This is a genomic window from Streptomyces sp. NBC_01198, assembly GCF_036010485.1.
Classification (GTDB): domain Bacteria; phylum Actinomycetota; class Actinomycetes; order Streptomycetales; family Streptomycetaceae; genus Actinacidiphila.
The window spans coordinates 5,890,378-5,905,067 of sequence record NZ_CP108568.1 but is presented as its reverse complement, the minus strand read 5'-3'; the positions used below and the strand labels follow the sequence as shown (position 1 = coordinate 5,905,067).

Sequence of the window (14,690 nt, the reverse complement as noted above, 5' to 3'; positions counted from 1 at the left end):
GCGTCCGCGAGAAGTGTCAGCATGGAGGTGGTCCGGGGACGCCGTCAGGGCGCCTCGAGATGACATGAGGGAGCTGTCACCATGACGCAACTTCCGGCTGCCCAGAACACCGCCGCGGGCAGCGACAATCCCAAGGCGCTCTACGGCGGCACCAGCACCCGCCGCGTCACCGTACGGGACCTGGCGCTGGCCAAGGAGCGCGGGGAGCGGTGGCCCATGCTCACCGCGTACGACGCGATGACCGCGTCGGTCTTCGACGAGGCCGGGATCCCGGTGCTGCTGGTCGGGGACTCGATGGGGAACTGCCACCTCGGCTTCGACAGCACCGTGCCGGTCACGATGGACCACATGACGATGCTGGCCGCGGCCGTCGTCCGCGGGACGAGCCGGGCGCTGATCGTCGGCGACCTGACGTTCGGGTCGTATCAGGAAGGCCCCGTGCAGGCGCTGCGCAGCGCCACCCGGCTGGTCAAGGAGGCCGGGGTCGGGGCGGTCAAGCTGGAGGGCGGCGAGCGGTCGCTGCCGCAGACCGAGACGATCGTGCAGGCCGGCATCCCGGTGATGGCCCATCTCGGGCTGACCCCGCAGTCGGTCAACACCCTCGGCCACCGGGTGCAGGGCCGTGGCGAGGAGGCGGCGCACCAGCTGGTCAGGGACGCGAAGGCGGCGCAGAACGCCGGCGCCTTCGCGGTGGTGCTCGAACTGGTGCCGGCCGAGGTCGCGGCCGAGGTCACCCGTTCGCTGCACATCCCGGTGATCGGTATCGGGGCCGGTGCGGAGACCGACGCGCAGGTGCTGGTGTGGACCGACATGGCCGGGCTGACCGGCGGGAAGGTGCCGCGCTTCACCAAGCAGTACCTGAACCTGCGGCAGAGCCTCGGTGACGCCGCCAGGGCGTACGCCGAGGAGGTCGTCGGCGGCGCGTTCCCGGCCGAGGAGCACACCTTCCACTAGTCCGGCGGGCGGCGGGTGTCCCGACACTTCCGGGTTTTTCCGAAGTGCCGTGGGTTCTTTTGAGACAATCCGCCGCCGGCTCCGTATGTGTCGGTGAGCGCCTCCCTCCGGGGCGGCGACCACCGGCACATACGGGAAGTCATGATGATCCTCACCACTCGACGCGGTGCTCTCACCGCGGGCGTCTTCGCAACCGGGCTGTTCCTCGCCGTCTCCGCGTGCGGCTCGTCGGGGTCCTCCGGGTCCTCGGGATCCTCCGGGTCCGCCGCCGCCTCCTCCGGCGGCTCCGCCGCCACCTCCGTGCACACCGCGAACGACACCGCGCTCGGCACCATCGTGGTGAACGGCACGGGCCGTACCCTCTACCGTTTCGACATGGACAGCGCGAGCCCGTCCGCGTCGCACTGCACGGGCAGCTGCGTCGCACTGTGGCCCGCGGCCCCCGCCACCGCGGCGGCGACCGTCAAGGGCGTCGACCCGAGCCTGATCGGCAGCGTCACCGGCACCGACGGCAAGGCGCAGCTCACCCTGGCCGGCTGGCCGCTGTACACGTACGCCGCCGACGCCAAGCCGGGCGACACCCAGGGCCAGGGCGTCCAGGGCATCTGGTGGGCGGTGACACCGACCGGGGCGAAGGCCGCCGCCACATCAGCCGCTCCCTCCTCGGGCTCCAACGGCTACTGATGTCCCGGCCGGCCACAGGCGAACTCGACCGGGCGCCCCGGGTAGGGCAGGATGCGCCCGTGGAAGGACCACCCCACGGACCTCCGGGGCCGGCCGGCTCGGCTCCCGAGGAGGAGCTGATGCGGGCGCTGTACCGCGAGCACGCGGGCGCGCTCTACACCTACGTGCTCCGGCTCGTCGCGGGCGACCGCTTCCTGGCCGAGGACGTCGTGCAGGAGACGCTGCTGCGGGCGTGGAAGAGCGCGTCCCGGCTCGACCCGGCGGCCAGGTCGCTGCGGCCGTGGCTGGTCACGGTGGCGCGGCGGATCGTCATCGACGGCCACCGCAGCCGCCAGGCCCGCCCGCCGGAGACGTCGCCGGCGGCGCTCGACCAGCTGCCGGCCAGCGACGAGCTGGAGCGCTCGCTGCGGCTGATGACCATCTCGGACGCCTTGCAGGACCTGTCGGAGGCGCACCGGGAGGCGCTGATCGCCACGTACTTCGGCGGCCGGACGGTCAACGAGGCGGCCGAGGAGCTGGGGCTGCCGCCGGGGACCGTACGCTCCCGGGTGTTCTACGCGCTGCGCGCCCTGCGGAACGCGCTGGAGGAGAGAGGGGTGACCACCTCATGAACCCGCATGTGGATGTGGGCGCCTATCTGCTCGGCGTGCTGGACGACGACGAGATGGCGCGTTTCGAGGCGCACCTGGTGGACTGCGAGGTGTGCGGGGACGAGCTGGACCAGCTCAGCGGGGTCGTACCGGTGCTCGACGAGCTGCGGGCCGACGGGCTGGGCTTCGCCGAGATGCCCGGCGGCGACGCGATGCTCGACCGGCTGCTCGCGCGGGTCGCGGCGGAGCGCCGTAGGCACCGGCGGCGGCGCCTGGTGGCGATCGCCGCCGCCGCGGTGCTCGTCGTCGGCGGCCCCACCGTCGCGGTGCTTGCCGTGCACGGCAGCGGCGGCTCGCACCCGGTGGCCCAGAGCTTCGGCTCCGACCGGCACACCGCCTCCAACCCCACGACGGGCGTGTCCGCGGTCGTCGCGCTCACCGACAAGGGCTGGGGCAGCGCGGTCGACCTCCGGCTGACCGGCGTGCACGGGCCGCTGACCTGCAGTCTCGTCGCCTTCGCGGGCGACGGCGGCGGTCAGACGGTGGCCACCTGGTCGGTGCCGTCCGAGGGCTACGGCACGGACACGCAGCCCTCTCCCCTCACCGTCCACGGAGCTGCCGGCCTGCACCCGGCGGACATCACCCGCTTCGACGTCCGCACCGACACCGGCGCCCTCCTGGTCACCGTCCCGACCCGGGCCGGATGAGCCTGAGGCCCGACCGGCGGGCCGCGTCCCGTCCCTGCCTGGGCGGGGCGCGGCGGTCGGAAGGGCCGTCCGGCAGGCTCTAGCATTCCGCCATGCATGAACTGCAGCGCCTCCGCTTCGACCACGCCCCGGCCCTGCTCGCCTTCGAGCTGGAGAACCGGGCCTACTTCGCCGCGGCCATCTCCGACCGCGGTGACGACTACTTCGCGCGCTTCGACGCCAAGCTCCGCGCCCTGCTCGCCGAGCAGGCCGCCGGGCTGCACTTCCTGCACGTGCTGGTGGACGACGGCGGCGCCGTGCAGGGGCGGATCAACCTGGTCGACGTGGCGGACGGTACGGCCGAGCTGGGCTACCGGATCGCGGAGAAGTGCGCCGGGCAGGGGGTGGCGACCGCCGCCGTGCGGGAGGTCTGCGCGCTGGCCGCCGGCCCGTACGGCCTGACCTCGCTGCGGGCGGTCACCACCCTGGACAACGCCGGGTCGCGGGCGGTGCTGACCCGTACCGGGTTCCTGTCCACCGGTGAGACCCGGCTCGGGACCCGCCCGGGGCTGCGCTTCCACCTGCCGCTGCCGCGTCCGGCGGCCCGCTGACAGAGTGCCGAGACGGGGCCGATACGCCCTGTCGGCGGGATGTCGGTGGTGTGTCGGCAGCGCACGGCATGGTTGTGCTCATGACGATGCGACTGAGTGACAACGGCGGAGGGGCCGCCGTCGAGGTACGGGGGCTGGTCAAGCACTACGGCCGGACCACGGCACTCGACGGGGTCGATCTCGAAGTGCGGCAGGGAACGGTGCTCGGCGTGCTCGGGCCCAACGGAGCCGGGAAGACCACGCTGGTCAGGGTGCTGTCCACGCTGGTCAAGCCGGACGCGGGCTCGGCGCGGGTGGCCGGCTACGACGTGCTGCGGCAGCCCCGGCAGCTGCGTCGGGTGATCGGGCTCACCGGGCAGTACGCCTCGGTGGACGAGAAGCTGTCCGGCCGGGAGAACCTGTACATGATCGGGCGGCTGCTCGACCTGCCGAGCAGGGAGGCCAAGGCCCGGGCCGACGAGCTGCTGGAGCGGTTCTCGCTGACCGAGGCGGCCAAGCGGCCCGCGATGCAGTATTCCGGCGGCATGCGCCGCCGCCTCGACCTGGCGGCGAGCATGATCGGGCACCCGTCGGTGCTGTATCTGGACGAGCCGACGACGGGCCTGGACCCGCGCACCCGCAACGAGGTGTGGGAGGAGGTCCAGCGGATGGTCGCGGACGGCGCCACCGTCCTGCTGACCACGCAGTACATGGAAGAGGCCGAGCAGTTGGCGACCGAGCTGACGGTGATCGACCGCGGCCGGGTGATCGCCAACGGCAAGGTGGCCGAGCTCAAGGCGAAGGTCGGCGGCCGGACGCTGGAGATCGTCCCGTCCGACCCGCGCCAACTCGACGCGATGGCGGCCGCGGTGGGCGAGGCGGGCCTCGACGGGATCGCCGGCGCGCAGACCGACCCGGCCGCGGGCACCGTCTCGGTGCCGATCCTCACCGACGAGCACCTGACCGCGGTGGTCGGCGTACTGGCCGCCCGCGGCTTCGGGATCGCCCACATCGGCACCCATCTGCCCAGCCTGGACGAGGTGTTCCTGGCGGTCACCGGCAAGAAGCCCGAGTCGGACGCCCCGGCGGACACCGACGCTCTCGCGGACACCAAGGAAGAGGTGACGGTATGACCACGGCCACGGCCACGTTCGACCGGACGTCGAAGGCCACCGCCACCGACGAGGGCCGCATCGGCGTACGGGCCAACCTGCGGCACATCGGTGCCCTCGCCCGGCGCAACATGCTGCAGATCAAGCAGGACCCCGAGTCGATGTTCGACGTCCTGCTGATGCCGGTCATCTTCACCCTGCTGTTCGTGTACGTCTTCGGCGGCGCGGTGTCCGGCAAGGGGCACCAGCAGGACTACGTCAACTACGTGGTGCCCGGGCTGATGGCGATGATGGGCATGAACATCGCGATGGCGGTCGGCACCGGCATCAACGACGACTTCAAGAAGGGGGTCATGGACCGGTTCCGTACGATGCCCATCGCACGGTCCTCGGTACTGATCGCCAAGATCGTCGTGGAGCTGGGCCGGATGATGATCGCCACCGCGATCCTGCTGGGCGTGGGCTTCGCGCTCGGCCTGACGGTGCACACCGGTGTGCTGCATCTGCTCGCGGCCGTCGCGCTGTCGGCCGTCTTCGGGGCCTCGCTGATGTGGATCTTCATCCTGCTGGGTCTGACCATGAAAACACCGCAGGCGGTGCAGGGGGTCGCCATGCTCGTGCTGATGCCGTTGCAGTTCGGCAGTTCGATCTTCGCCAAGCCCACCACGATGCCGGGCTGGCTGGAGGGCTTCACCAAGGTCAACCCGCTGTCCAACCTGGCGGACGCGGCCCGCAACATGATCAACGGCGGCGCCGTCGCCCACTCGGTGTGGATGACGCTCGCCTGGTCGGTGGGCATCACCGTGGTGACCGCGCCGCTGGCGGTCGCGCGGTTCCGCAAGAAGACCTGAGGGGTTCAGTCCACGTCCCGCATCAAGGCGACGGTCTCGTCAGCACTGAGGCCGTCGCCTTCGGCGTATCCGGTGGCGTACCGGTCCTCGCCGAGCAGTGCCAGCAACCTGGCCTTGGAACGGTCCAGGATGGCCGCCTCGGAGGGCGGGATCGCGGTCGGGCGGAGCCGGTCGTGGGCGTTGGCCAGCGCCACCGCCCGGCCGGCGCGGCGCTCCGCGAGGCCGTCGGGGCCGCCCTGCTCGGCCAGCAGCACGAGCAGTTCGATCGCGCCGGGCGTCAGCAGCAGGCCCAGCCGCGGGGTGATCACGTCGGCCAGCGGATGCGCGACCAGCTCGGTCAGGCCGTCCCTGAGCAGGTCCAGGCCCGCCTGCGGCTCGCCGAGCGTGCCGATCAGATAGCCCTTCAGGCCCGTCAGCATGCCGGTGAGGAAGCCGGGCTGGCCGTTGGCGGCCGCGCCCTCCCGCATCGTGTCCTCGACCAGCGCCAGCGCCTCCGCCGCCTTCCCGGTGTGGCTGAGCGCGCCGGCGAGCAGGATCTTGCCGTAGAAGCCGGCCCCGTCGTTGTCCGTGCCGAAGCGGGCGGCGTCGTCCACGCCCTCCCACAGCTTGCGCATGCCCTCCTCGATCCTGCCCGCGTTGACCAGGCAGTCGCCCAGGCGCACGGTGAGGACCGGGACGCGCTGGTGGGAGCCGATCTTGCGGGCCAGCTCGATGCCCCGGCGGCAGCACTGGGCGGCGTGCTCCCAGTCGCCGGCGTTGCTCGCCGCCTCGGCCTCCGCCGACAGCGTCTCGGCCATGCCCCATTCGTCGCCGAGGCGTTCGAAGATCCGCCGGCTCTCGCCGATGTCGGTGATCGACTCCGCCAGGCGTTCCGTCACATCGTTGTTGATCTTCGCCCGCAACTGGAGCGCGTAGGCCAGCTCCCACTCGCGGTGGTGGCGGCGGCAGGACTCGACGGTCTCGTTCATCAGCGGATACAGCCGGTCGAAGTTGCCGGTGAAGAAGGCGCCGTAGGGGCGCAGGATGCCCGGGAAGCGGGCCGACTGCGGCAGCTCCGGCGGGTAGTTGGCGATCATGGACGCGCCGACCTCGACCATGGACGGCTGCGTCCACCACTCCGTGTCGCCCTCGCTCGCGGCCATCCTGACCACCCGCACCCACAGCCGCGCTTCGAGCAGCCGGCCCGGGTCCAGCGGCGGCGGGTCCTCCAGCGGCCCGCGCTCGACCGGCTCGGTGGCCGGCGGTCCCGCGAAGGGGTCCTCGCCCATGTCGGCGACCCGGCCCGGCCAGTAGCGGCGCTCCGAGATGTAGTTGCGCACCTCCCAGAACCAGGCGCAGCCCAGCACCAGCAGCAGCGCCTGCTCCTCGTCCCCGGCGTCCACCGCCCGGCGCAGCGCCGCCCGCAGATTCTCGTGCTCGCGCTCCAGCCGCTCGAACCAGACCAGTTGGCCGGCCCGGCGCAGCAACGGGTCGGCGACGCGGACGTATTCGCGGAAGTAGTCCATGTGCCGGCGCTCGACCACGGGCCGCTCGCCCGACTCGTCGAGCCGCTCGGCGGCGTATTCGGAGATCGTCTCCAGCATGCGGTAGCGCTCGCTGTCCGCGGTCAGTTCGGCGAGCACCAGCGACTTGTCGACCAGTGAGGCGAGCAGGGCCGCCGCGTCGGCCGGGTCGATCGGCGAGCGCGACTGCGGCGGGTCGGCGCAGATCGCCTCGACCGCCTCCAGGGTCCAGCCGCCGCGGAAGACCGCGAGGCGGCGCAACAAGGTGCGCTCCGCCGGGTCGAGCAGGTCCCAGGACCAGTCCACCACGGCCCGCAGGGTCTGCTGCCGGGGCAGCAGCGTACGGCTGCCGCCGGTCAGCAGCCGGAAGCGGTCGTCGAGGCGGTCGGCGAGCCCGCGCGGCGACAGGCTGCGCAGCCGGGCCGCGGCCAGTTCGATCGCCAGCGGCAGCCCGTCGAGGCGGTGGCACAGCTCCGCGCAGGCGACCGGGTCGTCGTCCACCGAGAAGCCGGAACGGGCGGCCGCGCCCCGGTCGGCCAGCAGCCGCAGCGCGGTCGGTTCCGGCAGCGGGTCCAGCGGGCGTACCAACTCCCCCGGCACGCCCAGCGGTTCGCGGCTGGTGGCCAGCACGGACAGGCCCGGGCAGTCGGCCAGCAGTTGCGCGGTCAAGGTGGCGGCCGCGTCGATGACGTGCTCGCAGTTGTCCAGCACGAGCAGTATCTCGCGGGTCGCGAGGTGGTCGGCGAGGCGGCGCAGCGGGTCCTTCGCCTTGGTCTCCACGGCGATGGCCGCCTCGGCGGCGCCGCCGTGCAGCAGGGTGTCGCGCAGCCCGAGCGCGCTGATCACAGCCTCGGGGACGGTGCGGGGGTCGCTGACCGGGGCCAGCTCCACGTACCAGACGCCGTCCGGCCAGCGGCCGGCCGCCAGATCGCCGGCCTCCTGCGACAGCCGGGTCTTGCCGGTGCCGCCGGGGCCGGTGATCGTCACCAGCCGGGCGTGCGACAGGTCCGCGTCCACCGCGGTGATCTCCGCCTCCCGGCCGACGAAACTGGTCAGCCGGGCGCGGGCGTTGCCGCCGGGTCTGCCGGCGCCGGTGCCCGGCCGGGCCGGGGCTGGGGGTTGCGGCGGGACCTGCGGCGCCTCACGCCGGGGGTTGAGCAACTCGGCGTGCAGCGCACGCAGTTCCGGGCTCGGGTCGGTGCCGAGCTCGTCGGCCAGGGCCCGGCGCACGACCTCGTACGCCGCCAGCGCGTCGGCCGTGCGGCCCGCCGCGCGCAGCGCCCGGATGTGCAGGGCGTGCAGCGGCTCGTCCAGCGGGTGGTCGGCGGACAGCCCCGCGAGCTCGGGCAGCACGTGGGCGGCGCGGCCCAGTTCCAGTTCGGCGGCCAGCCGCAGCCGCCGGGTGTCCAGCCGCAGGGCCTCGCTGCGTACGGCCGCGGTGCCGCGGTCCGGCAGGTCGGCCAGCGCCGGGCCGCGCCACAGCGCGAGGGCGTCCGCCAGCAGCCCGGCCGCCTTCACCGGGTCGCCGTCGGCCAGCGCCCTCGCGCCCTCGTCGGCGAGCCGCTCGAAGCGGTAGAGGTCGATGTCGTCGTGCGCGGCCGCCAGGCGGTAGCCGCCCTCCACCGACTCGACGGCGTCATGCCCGATGGCCTTCCGCAGCCGCCCGACCAGGGCCTGCAGTGCCCCGGTCGCCCCGGCCGGCGGATCCCCGTCCCACACCTCGTCGATCAGCACGTCCCCGCTCAGCACCCGGCCGGGGCGCAGCGCGAGCGCCGTCAGCAGCGCGCGAAGCCGCCCGCCGGCGAGGGCGACCGGCTCCCCGTCGTCCCGCAGGGCCTGCGTGTAGCCGAGAATCGTGTATCGCACGGCCCCATTCTTACGGAGTTGCCTCCGGCACGGCGACAAACAACCCCCCACCGGCCGGTGGTCCCGATGCCACAGCAACAGCCCCTCCCGGCCGGTGACGACCCGCACCCCGGTGGGGGCTGGTCGCGCGGTTCCCCGCGCCCCTGCAAGGGCGCCGCCTGCCGCGCGGGGAACGTGGGATGATCGGGCGCCCGGGGGCGCGGAGTCGCCGGGGGAATGGATCACGTCGGGAAGCGGGAGCAAATGAGCGTCACGCCGATTCGCCAGGCCCGCCGCGGCGGGGAACGCGGGATCAGTCCCGTCTTCCTCGGCATCGCCGCGGTCATGGCCGTGTCCGGATGGGCGGTGTGGAGCGGCTTCGCGTCGGACGCGGGCTTCGCGGTGTTCCTGTTCGTCGTCTCCGGCTGGGTCGTCTCGCTGTGCCTGCACGAGTACGCCCACGCCCGTACCGCGCTGCACAGCGGCGACATCACCATCGGCGACAAGGGCTACCTCACCCTCAACCCGCTGAAGTACACCAACGCCGCCCTGTCCATCGTCCTGCCGGTGATCTTCGTGATCATGGGCGGCATCGGCCTGCCCGGCGGAGCCGTCTTCATCGAGCGCGGCCGTATCCGCGGCCGGTGGCGGCACAGCCTCATCTCGGCCGCGGGCCCGCTGGTCAACGTGCTGTTCGCCGTGCTGCTGATGCTGCCCTTCGCGATGGGCGCCCTCGACAGCTGGCCGGTGCCGTTCCTCGGCGCCCTCGGCTTCCTGGCGTTCCTCCAGGTCAGCGCGGCCATCTTGAACCTGCTGCCGATCCCCGGCCTGGACGGGTACGGCATCTGGGAGCCGTGGCTGCCGTACAGCTTCCGCCGCCAGGTGGAGCCCTTCGCGCCCTTCGGGCTGATCGCCACCTTCGGGGTGCTCTACATCCCCAAGGTCAACGAGAAGTTCTTCGACGGCGTCTTCCACGTCATGCGCTGGTTCAAGGTGCCGGACGGCGCGATGATCCTCGGCTACGACCTCTTCCGCTTCTGGCGCCGCTGACCCCGGGCCTCGCCACGGCCGACACCGCGGCCGGCTCGGCGGCTCACGCGCCGGCGCGGGCCTTCCTGCGGGCGTACCACCACATGTTGCTGGACGCGCCGGCGAGCAGCACCCAGACCACGCCCAGCCAGTTGCCGTTCACGAACGACACGACGGCGGCAGCGACGGCGAGCACGCACACGACGAGTGCGTAGAGGGCGAGGCGGGGCATGGGGTGGACGGCTCCTGTCCTGACACGTACGGGTTGCGGCCACCTATTGTCCCCCATGCCCCACGGCGGGGAGGCGGGTGGCCCGCCGAGCCGGTTGACTGGGGGGCGACAGCGCCCCGGCGCGGAAAGGACGTCTTCGTGGACACCACCATGCACGCGGTACGCGGCCACCGCCGCGGCGGTCCTGAGGTACTGGCCTACGAGGTCGCACCGCGCCCGGTGCCGGGTGACGGCGACGCGCTGGTCGAGGTGCGGTCGGCGTCGATCACCCCGGGCGAGCTGGCCTGGGACGCCACCTGGACCGACAGCATGGCGCCCGGCGGCGAGCCGCGGCTGCCGGCGATCCCGGCGAAGGAGGTCGCAGGGGTCGTGGTCGAGGGCGCCGCGGGCGGCGGGCCTGCGGTGGGCGACGAGGTCTTCGGGCTGATCCCCTTCACCCGGGACGGCGCCGCCGCGGAGTTCACCGCGGTGCCGGCCGCGGTGCTCGCGCCGAAACCGGCGGCCCTCGGCTTCGAGGAGGCCGCCGCCCTGGCGCTCGCGGGGCTGACCGCGTGGCAGGGCCTGGTACGGCACGGCGGCCTGCGCGAGGGCGGGCGGGTGCTCGTCCACGGCGCCGCCGGCGGCGTCGGCTCGCTCGCGGTGCAGGTCGCGGTGGCGCTCGGCGCGGAGGTGATCGGCACGGCGGGGGCGGACCAGCTGGACTTCGTCCGCGGGTTGGGCGCCGCCCGCGCCGTGGACTACCGGGCGGAGCGCTTCGAGGACCTGGTCGACGAGGTCGACGTGGTCCTCGACACCGCGGGCGGCGACGTCCAGCAGCGCTCGTGGCAGGTGCTGCGGGACAGCGGGGTGCTGGTGAGCATCGTGTCGCCGCCGGAGCAGGACGGTTCGGGGCCGCGCGGCGCGTTCTTCGTCGTGGAGCCGGACCGGGACGGGCTGGTCGAGCTGTCGCGGCTGGTCGAGGCCGGGCAGCTGACCGTACCCGTCGACCAGGTGGTGCCGCTGTCCGGGACGGCCGCCGCGTATGCCGCGCTGGAGCGGGGCGGCCGGCGCGGCAAGGTCGTCCTGCGGGTGGCCTGAGGACCCGGCCGCAGGGCCGGGCTGCCCGATCCCCCGGCCGGACCCGGCCGCCGGCTCACACGTCGGTCAGGCGCAGTCCCGCGTGGGCCTTGTAACGGCGGTTGACGGAGATGAGGTTGGCCACCAGGGACTCGACCTGGTGCGCGTTGCGCAGCCGGCCGGCGAAGACGCCGCGCATGCCGGGGATGCGGGCGGCGAGCGCCTGGACGATGTCGGTGTCGGCGCGGACCTCGCCGAGCACCATCACGTCGGTGTCGATCTGCTCGACCTCCGGGTCCTGCAGCAGCACCGCCGAGAGGTGGTGGAAGGCGGCGGTGACCCGGGAGTCGGGCAGCAGTGCGGCGGCCTGCTGGGCGGCGCTGCCCTCGTCGGGGGTGAGCGCGTACGCGCCCTGCTTGTCGAAGCCGAGCGGGTTGACGCAGTCCACGACGAGCTTGCCGGCCAGTTCGGCGCGCAGCGACTCCAGGATCCCGGCGTGGCCGTCCCACGGCACCGCGACGATCACCACGTCGCTGCGCCGGGCGCACTCGGCGTTGTCGGCCCCCTCGACGCCGGCGCCGAGCTCCTCCGCGGCGCTCCGCGCGCGCTCGGCGCTGCGCGAGCCGATGATCACCTGCTGGCCGGCCCTGCCCAGCCGGTAGGCCAGGCCGCGGCCCTGGTCGCCGGTGCCGCCGAGCACCCCGACCACCAGGCCGGACACGTCCGGCAGCTCCCTGGGGTCCTTGGCCGGGGCCTTCGCGGGGGCTCCTGCGGGCGGTGCGGTCGTGCTGTCGTCAGCGTGAGTCATGACGGCGATCCTGCCAGGTCCGGGGCGCCCCGGCGGCCGGCACCCCGCCGGGGTGGCGGGGATCACCCGGCGCGTGCGGCTCAGGCGGGCGGCGGCGCCGGACGCAGCTCCATGGTGCAGCACTTGACGCTGCCTCCGGCCTTGTGGAATTCCGACATGTCGACGCCGACAGGGGCGTAGCCGCGCTCCCGCAGCGGGTCGAAGAGCCCGGTGGCGTCCCTCGGCAGCAGGACGGTGTGCCCGTCGCTCACCGCGTTGAGGCCGAAGACGCCCGCGTCCTCGGCGGTGGCGAGCAGCGCGCCGGGGAAGAGCCGGGCGAGGACCGCCCGGGAGCCGGGCGAGAAGGCGCCGGGGAAGTACATGATCTCGTCGGCGGTGTCGTCCAGGACGGCCAGCGCGGTGTCCAGGTGGTAGTAGCGCGGGTCGGTCAGTTCCAGGCTGATCACCGGCCGCCCGAAGAACTCCTGCGCCTCGTCGTGCGCCAGCGGGCTGCTGCGGAAGCCCTGGCCGGCCAGCAGCCAGGAGGAGGTGACGGCGAAGTCGCCCTCGGCCTCGTTGACATGGTCCGGCTCGCGTATGTCGGCGAAGGCGGCCGCGCGGGCCAGGAACCAGGCCAGGTGCGCCGGGGCCTCGGCGGCCCGCTCGGGGTTGGCGAAGCGCGCGCCCAGCACCCGGCCGTCCACGACGGTGGCGCCGTTCGCGGCGAAGACCATGTCGGGCAGGCCCGCGACCGGGTCGAGGATCTCGACGGTGTGGCCGAGGGAGCGGTAGCGGTCGCGCAGGTCCTCCCACTGGAAGAGCGCGAGCGCCGGGTCCACCGGTTTGTCCGGGTCCATCCACGGGTTGATGGAGTACGCCACCCGGAAGTGTGTCGGGGGGCACATCAGATACCGGCGGGGTGTCGCAGTGCGCAATGAGGGCTCCTCGTGGTGGTGAGTGTGCCTGGGGTGCACAGTGCCGTCCCCCGCCCGGCGGTCGGCCCGGCCGAGGAGGTACTACGAGGATTGTGCGCCCGATCCCGCCGTCCGGGAGCGGACTTCAACGAGAAGTACGTGCGCGCGACAGATACTCCCGCGGCGGGCCGGTCGGGCGCTCCCGCGCCGGGCCGGTCGGGCCCCGCGCCGCCGCCGGGGCGGCGTCCCGGCCGCCCGGGTCAGGCACTGCGCGGGAAGGCCTCTCCCAGCGCGGTGAAGAGCGCGCTGTTCAGCGCGAAGGCGGTCCGGCACTCGTCCACCACCCGCTGCCGCTCCAGGTCGTCCAGCGGCAGGACGTCGAGCAGCTGGCGGTAGTCGCGCTTGAAGGCGGCGGGGTTGGGGATGCCCTCGAAGACGTAGAAGCGCACGCCGTCGCCCTTGTGCGGGAGGTCCCAGGTCTTCTCGGCGATGCCGCGGATCACCTGGCCGCCTGACAGGTCGCCCAGATAGCGGGTGTAGTGGTGCGCGACATAGCCGGCCGGCCAGCCGGCCGCGGTCTCGGTGATCCGGGCGGCGTAGTCGGCGGTGGCCGCCAGCGGCGCCGCCCGGCGCTGCCAGCCGTCCCCGAGCAGATGCCCCAGGTCGCGCTCCAGCTCGGCCACCCTGAGCAGCTCCGGGCGTACGAACGGCCCGGCCACCGGGTCGCCGGCGAGCCGGGCGGCGCCCTCCTCCAGCGCCCGGTAGACGAACCACAGCTGCTCGGTGTAGCGGGCGTAGGCGGCGACGCCGAGCCGCCCGCCCAGCAGGTCGGCCATGAAGGCGGAGTTCTCCGCCTCGGTGTGCTGCTGCCGGCTCGCGTCGCGGATGACGGCGGAGAAGGGCTGCACGGACATCTGACCTCCGGTTTCGGGCGGCTGGACCGGCCGGCGACGCCGGCTCGGTCCGGACGGCTCAGGCGCACCTGAGCCGGTTGCTTGCCGACATGCTGTCGGGAAATTATCGCAGAGGAACACTTCCACCCCGGGTGGGTGTTCATACCCGGCAAGAGGGAGGATGTCCTCCACCAGCCGCGTACCGTGGACACCGCGGGACGGGGGCGAGGGAAGGAGCTCGATGGCAGGCAAGAGCAGGTTGTCCGAGTGGGTGCGCCGCCGGACGGAGGGCACCACGAGTGCCGCCCGGGCAGCAGAGCCGGACCTGCGCCGAGACCCCCTGGTCAGAGCAGCCGCCATCGCCGGCTTCCCGGTCGCGCCCGCCGCGCACCCCGCCAACTTCGGCTGTTCGTGCGAACGGATCGGCTGTCCGATCCCCGCCGTCCACCCGGTCTCGCTGGCCTGGCAGACCCAGGCGAGCACCGACCCGGACAAGATCGACCACTGGCTGCGCACCGACCCGCTGGCCAACTTCGTCACCGCCACCGGCATCGCGCACGACGTCCTCGACGTCCCCGCCGAGGCCGGCCGCCTCGCCATCGAACGGCTGATCGCCGACGGGGCCACCCTCGGCCCGGTCGCCGCCCGCGCCGACCGGCTGCTGTTCTTCACCGAGACCCGCGGCAATCCCGCCGACGAGGACGAGTGGTGGCCCTGCGAGCTGGACAGCCACCCGGAGACCGCCGAGGAGCACCCCGGCATCCGCTGGCACTCCCGCGGCAGTTACGTGCTGCTGCCGCCGTCCCGGCTGCCGTCCGGGCACACCGTCGAATGGCTGCCCCAGCACGACCTCGACCTGCCGCTGCCCGACCCGCTGCCGGTGCTCGACGTCCTGTCCGACGCCTGCGCGCAGTTCGCCTACGAGCCCGAGCGCGTACCGGCCACCTGGCTGCGCTGACCTCCGC

The 14,690-nt window shown here is 73.5% G+C and carries 15 protein-coding genes; 10 read left to right on the top strand and 5 right to left on the bottom strand.

Going from position 1 to position 14,690, the window contains the following annotated elements; all coding sequences use genetic code 11:
• Nucleotides 1-81: 81 nt before the first annotated feature.
• From panB to OG702_RS26255, 7 genes are all read left to right on the top strand, one after another.
• The gene (gene panB, locus OG702_RS26285; RefSeq protein WP_327291403.1) at nucleotides 82-954 is read left to right on the top strand and encodes a 3-methyl-2-oxobutanoate hydroxymethyltransferase; all 873 of its coding nucleotides are present in this window, start codon (nucleotides 82-84) and stop codon (nucleotides 952-954) included.
• 93 nt (nucleotides 955-1,047) lie between these two features.
• The gene (locus tag OG702_RS26280; protein WP_327291402.1) at nucleotides 1,048-1,638 is read left to right on the top strand and encodes a COG4315 family predicted lipoprotein; all 591 of its coding nucleotides are present in this window, start codon (nucleotides 1,048-1,050) and stop codon (nucleotides 1,636-1,638) included.
• A gap of 119 nt (nucleotides 1,639-1,757) precedes the next feature.
• Nucleotides 1,758-2,249, top strand: coding sequence for a sigma-70 family RNA polymerase sigma factor (locus OG702_RS26275; RefSeq protein ID WP_442814735.1), 492 nt, complete (start codon nucleotides 1,758-1,760; stop codon nucleotides 2,247-2,249).
• Complete coding sequence (locus OG702_RS26270; RefSeq protein WP_327291400.1) at nucleotides 2,246-2,935, top strand: anti-sigma factor family protein; 690 nt, start codon at nucleotides 2,246-2,248, stop codon at nucleotides 2,933-2,935. Before OG702_RS26275 ends, OG702_RS26270 begins: the two co-directional genes overlap by 4 nt.
• A 92-nt stretch (nucleotides 2,936-3,027) precedes the next feature.
• Nucleotides 3,028-3,525: a GNAT family N-acetyltransferase gene (locus OG702_RS26265; RefSeq protein ID WP_327291399.1), complete on the top strand. Its 498-nt coding sequence runs from the start codon at nucleotides 3,028-3,030 to the stop codon at nucleotides 3,523-3,525.
• A 68-nt stretch (nucleotides 3,526-3,593) separates the two neighbouring features.
• Nucleotides 3,594-4,637 carry an ATP-binding cassette domain-containing protein gene (locus tag OG702_RS26260; RefSeq protein WP_442814548.1) on the top strand — a complete coding sequence of 348 codons (1,044 nt, stop codon included), beginning with the start codon at nucleotides 3,594-3,596 and terminating at the stop codon, nucleotides 4,635-4,637.
• Nucleotides 4,634-5,467 (top strand): ABC transporter permease, encoded by an 834-nt coding sequence (locus OG702_RS26255; protein WP_327291398.1) that lies wholly within the window; start codon nucleotides 4,634-4,636, stop codon nucleotides 5,465-5,467. Before OG702_RS26260 ends, OG702_RS26255 begins: the two co-directional genes overlap by 4 nt.
• Nucleotides 5,468-5,472: 5 nt before the next feature.
• Here OG702_RS26255 and OG702_RS26250 read toward each other — a convergent pair whose 3' ends face one another.
• Complete coding sequence (locus OG702_RS26250; RefSeq protein ID WP_327291397.1) at nucleotides 5,473-8,835, bottom strand: AfsR/SARP family transcriptional regulator; 3,363 nt, start codon at nucleotides 8,833-8,835, stop codon at nucleotides 5,473-5,475.
• A 243-nt stretch (nucleotides 8,836-9,078) separates the two neighbouring features.
• Between OG702_RS26250 and OG702_RS26245 the strand changes: the two genes are divergently transcribed.
• Nucleotides 9,079-9,864: a site-2 protease family protein gene (locus OG702_RS26245; RefSeq protein ID WP_327291396.1), complete on the top strand. Its 786-nt coding sequence runs from the start codon at nucleotides 9,079-9,081 to the stop codon at nucleotides 9,862-9,864.
• 43 nt (nucleotides 9,865-9,907) lie between these two features.
• Here OG702_RS26245 and OG702_RS26240 read toward each other — a convergent pair whose 3' ends face one another.
• Nucleotides 9,908-10,075, bottom strand: a complete 168-nt coding sequence (locus tag OG702_RS26240) for a hypothetical protein (RefSeq protein WP_327291395.1) — start codon at nucleotides 10,073-10,075, stop codon at nucleotides 9,908-9,910.
• Between the two features lie 138 nt (nucleotides 10,076-10,213).
• Here OG702_RS26240 and OG702_RS26235 point away from each other — a divergent pair, with 138 nt between their 5' ends.
• The gene (locus OG702_RS26235) at nucleotides 10,214-11,152 is read left to right on the top strand and encodes an NADP-dependent oxidoreductase (protein WP_327291394.1); all 939 of its coding nucleotides are present in this window, start codon (nucleotides 10,214-10,216) and stop codon (nucleotides 11,150-11,152) included.
• 55 nt (nucleotides 11,153-11,207) lie between these two features.
• Here OG702_RS26235 and npdG read toward each other — a convergent pair whose 3' ends face one another.
• From npdG to OG702_RS26220, 3 genes are all read right to left on the bottom strand, one after another.
• Nucleotides 11,208-11,939 (bottom strand): NADPH-dependent F420 reductase, encoded by a 732-nt coding sequence (gene npdG / locus OG702_RS26230; RefSeq protein ID WP_327291393.1) that lies wholly within the window; start codon nucleotides 11,937-11,939, stop codon nucleotides 11,208-11,210.
• Nucleotides 11,940-12,019: 80 nt separating this feature from the next.
• Nucleotides 12,020-12,892 carry a dimethylargininase gene (ddaH, locus tag OG702_RS26225; protein WP_442814547.1) on the bottom strand — a complete coding sequence of 291 codons (873 nt, stop codon included), beginning with the start codon at nucleotides 12,890-12,892 and terminating at the stop codon, nucleotides 12,020-12,022.
• 200 nt (nucleotides 12,893-13,092) lie between these two features.
• Nucleotides 13,093-13,746, bottom strand: coding sequence for a biliverdin-producing heme oxygenase (locus tag OG702_RS26220; RefSeq protein WP_327291392.1), 654 nt, complete (start codon nucleotides 13,744-13,746; stop codon nucleotides 13,093-13,095).
• 220 nt (nucleotides 13,747-13,966) lie between these two features.
• Here OG702_RS26220 and OG702_RS26215 point away from each other — a divergent pair, with 220 nt between their 5' ends.
• Nucleotides 13,967-14,683: a bifunctional DNA primase/polymerase gene (locus tag OG702_RS26215; protein ID WP_327291391.1), complete on the top strand. Its 717-nt coding sequence runs from the start codon at nucleotides 13,967-13,969 to the stop codon at nucleotides 14,681-14,683.
• Nucleotides 14,684-14,690: the final 7 nt, after the last annotated feature.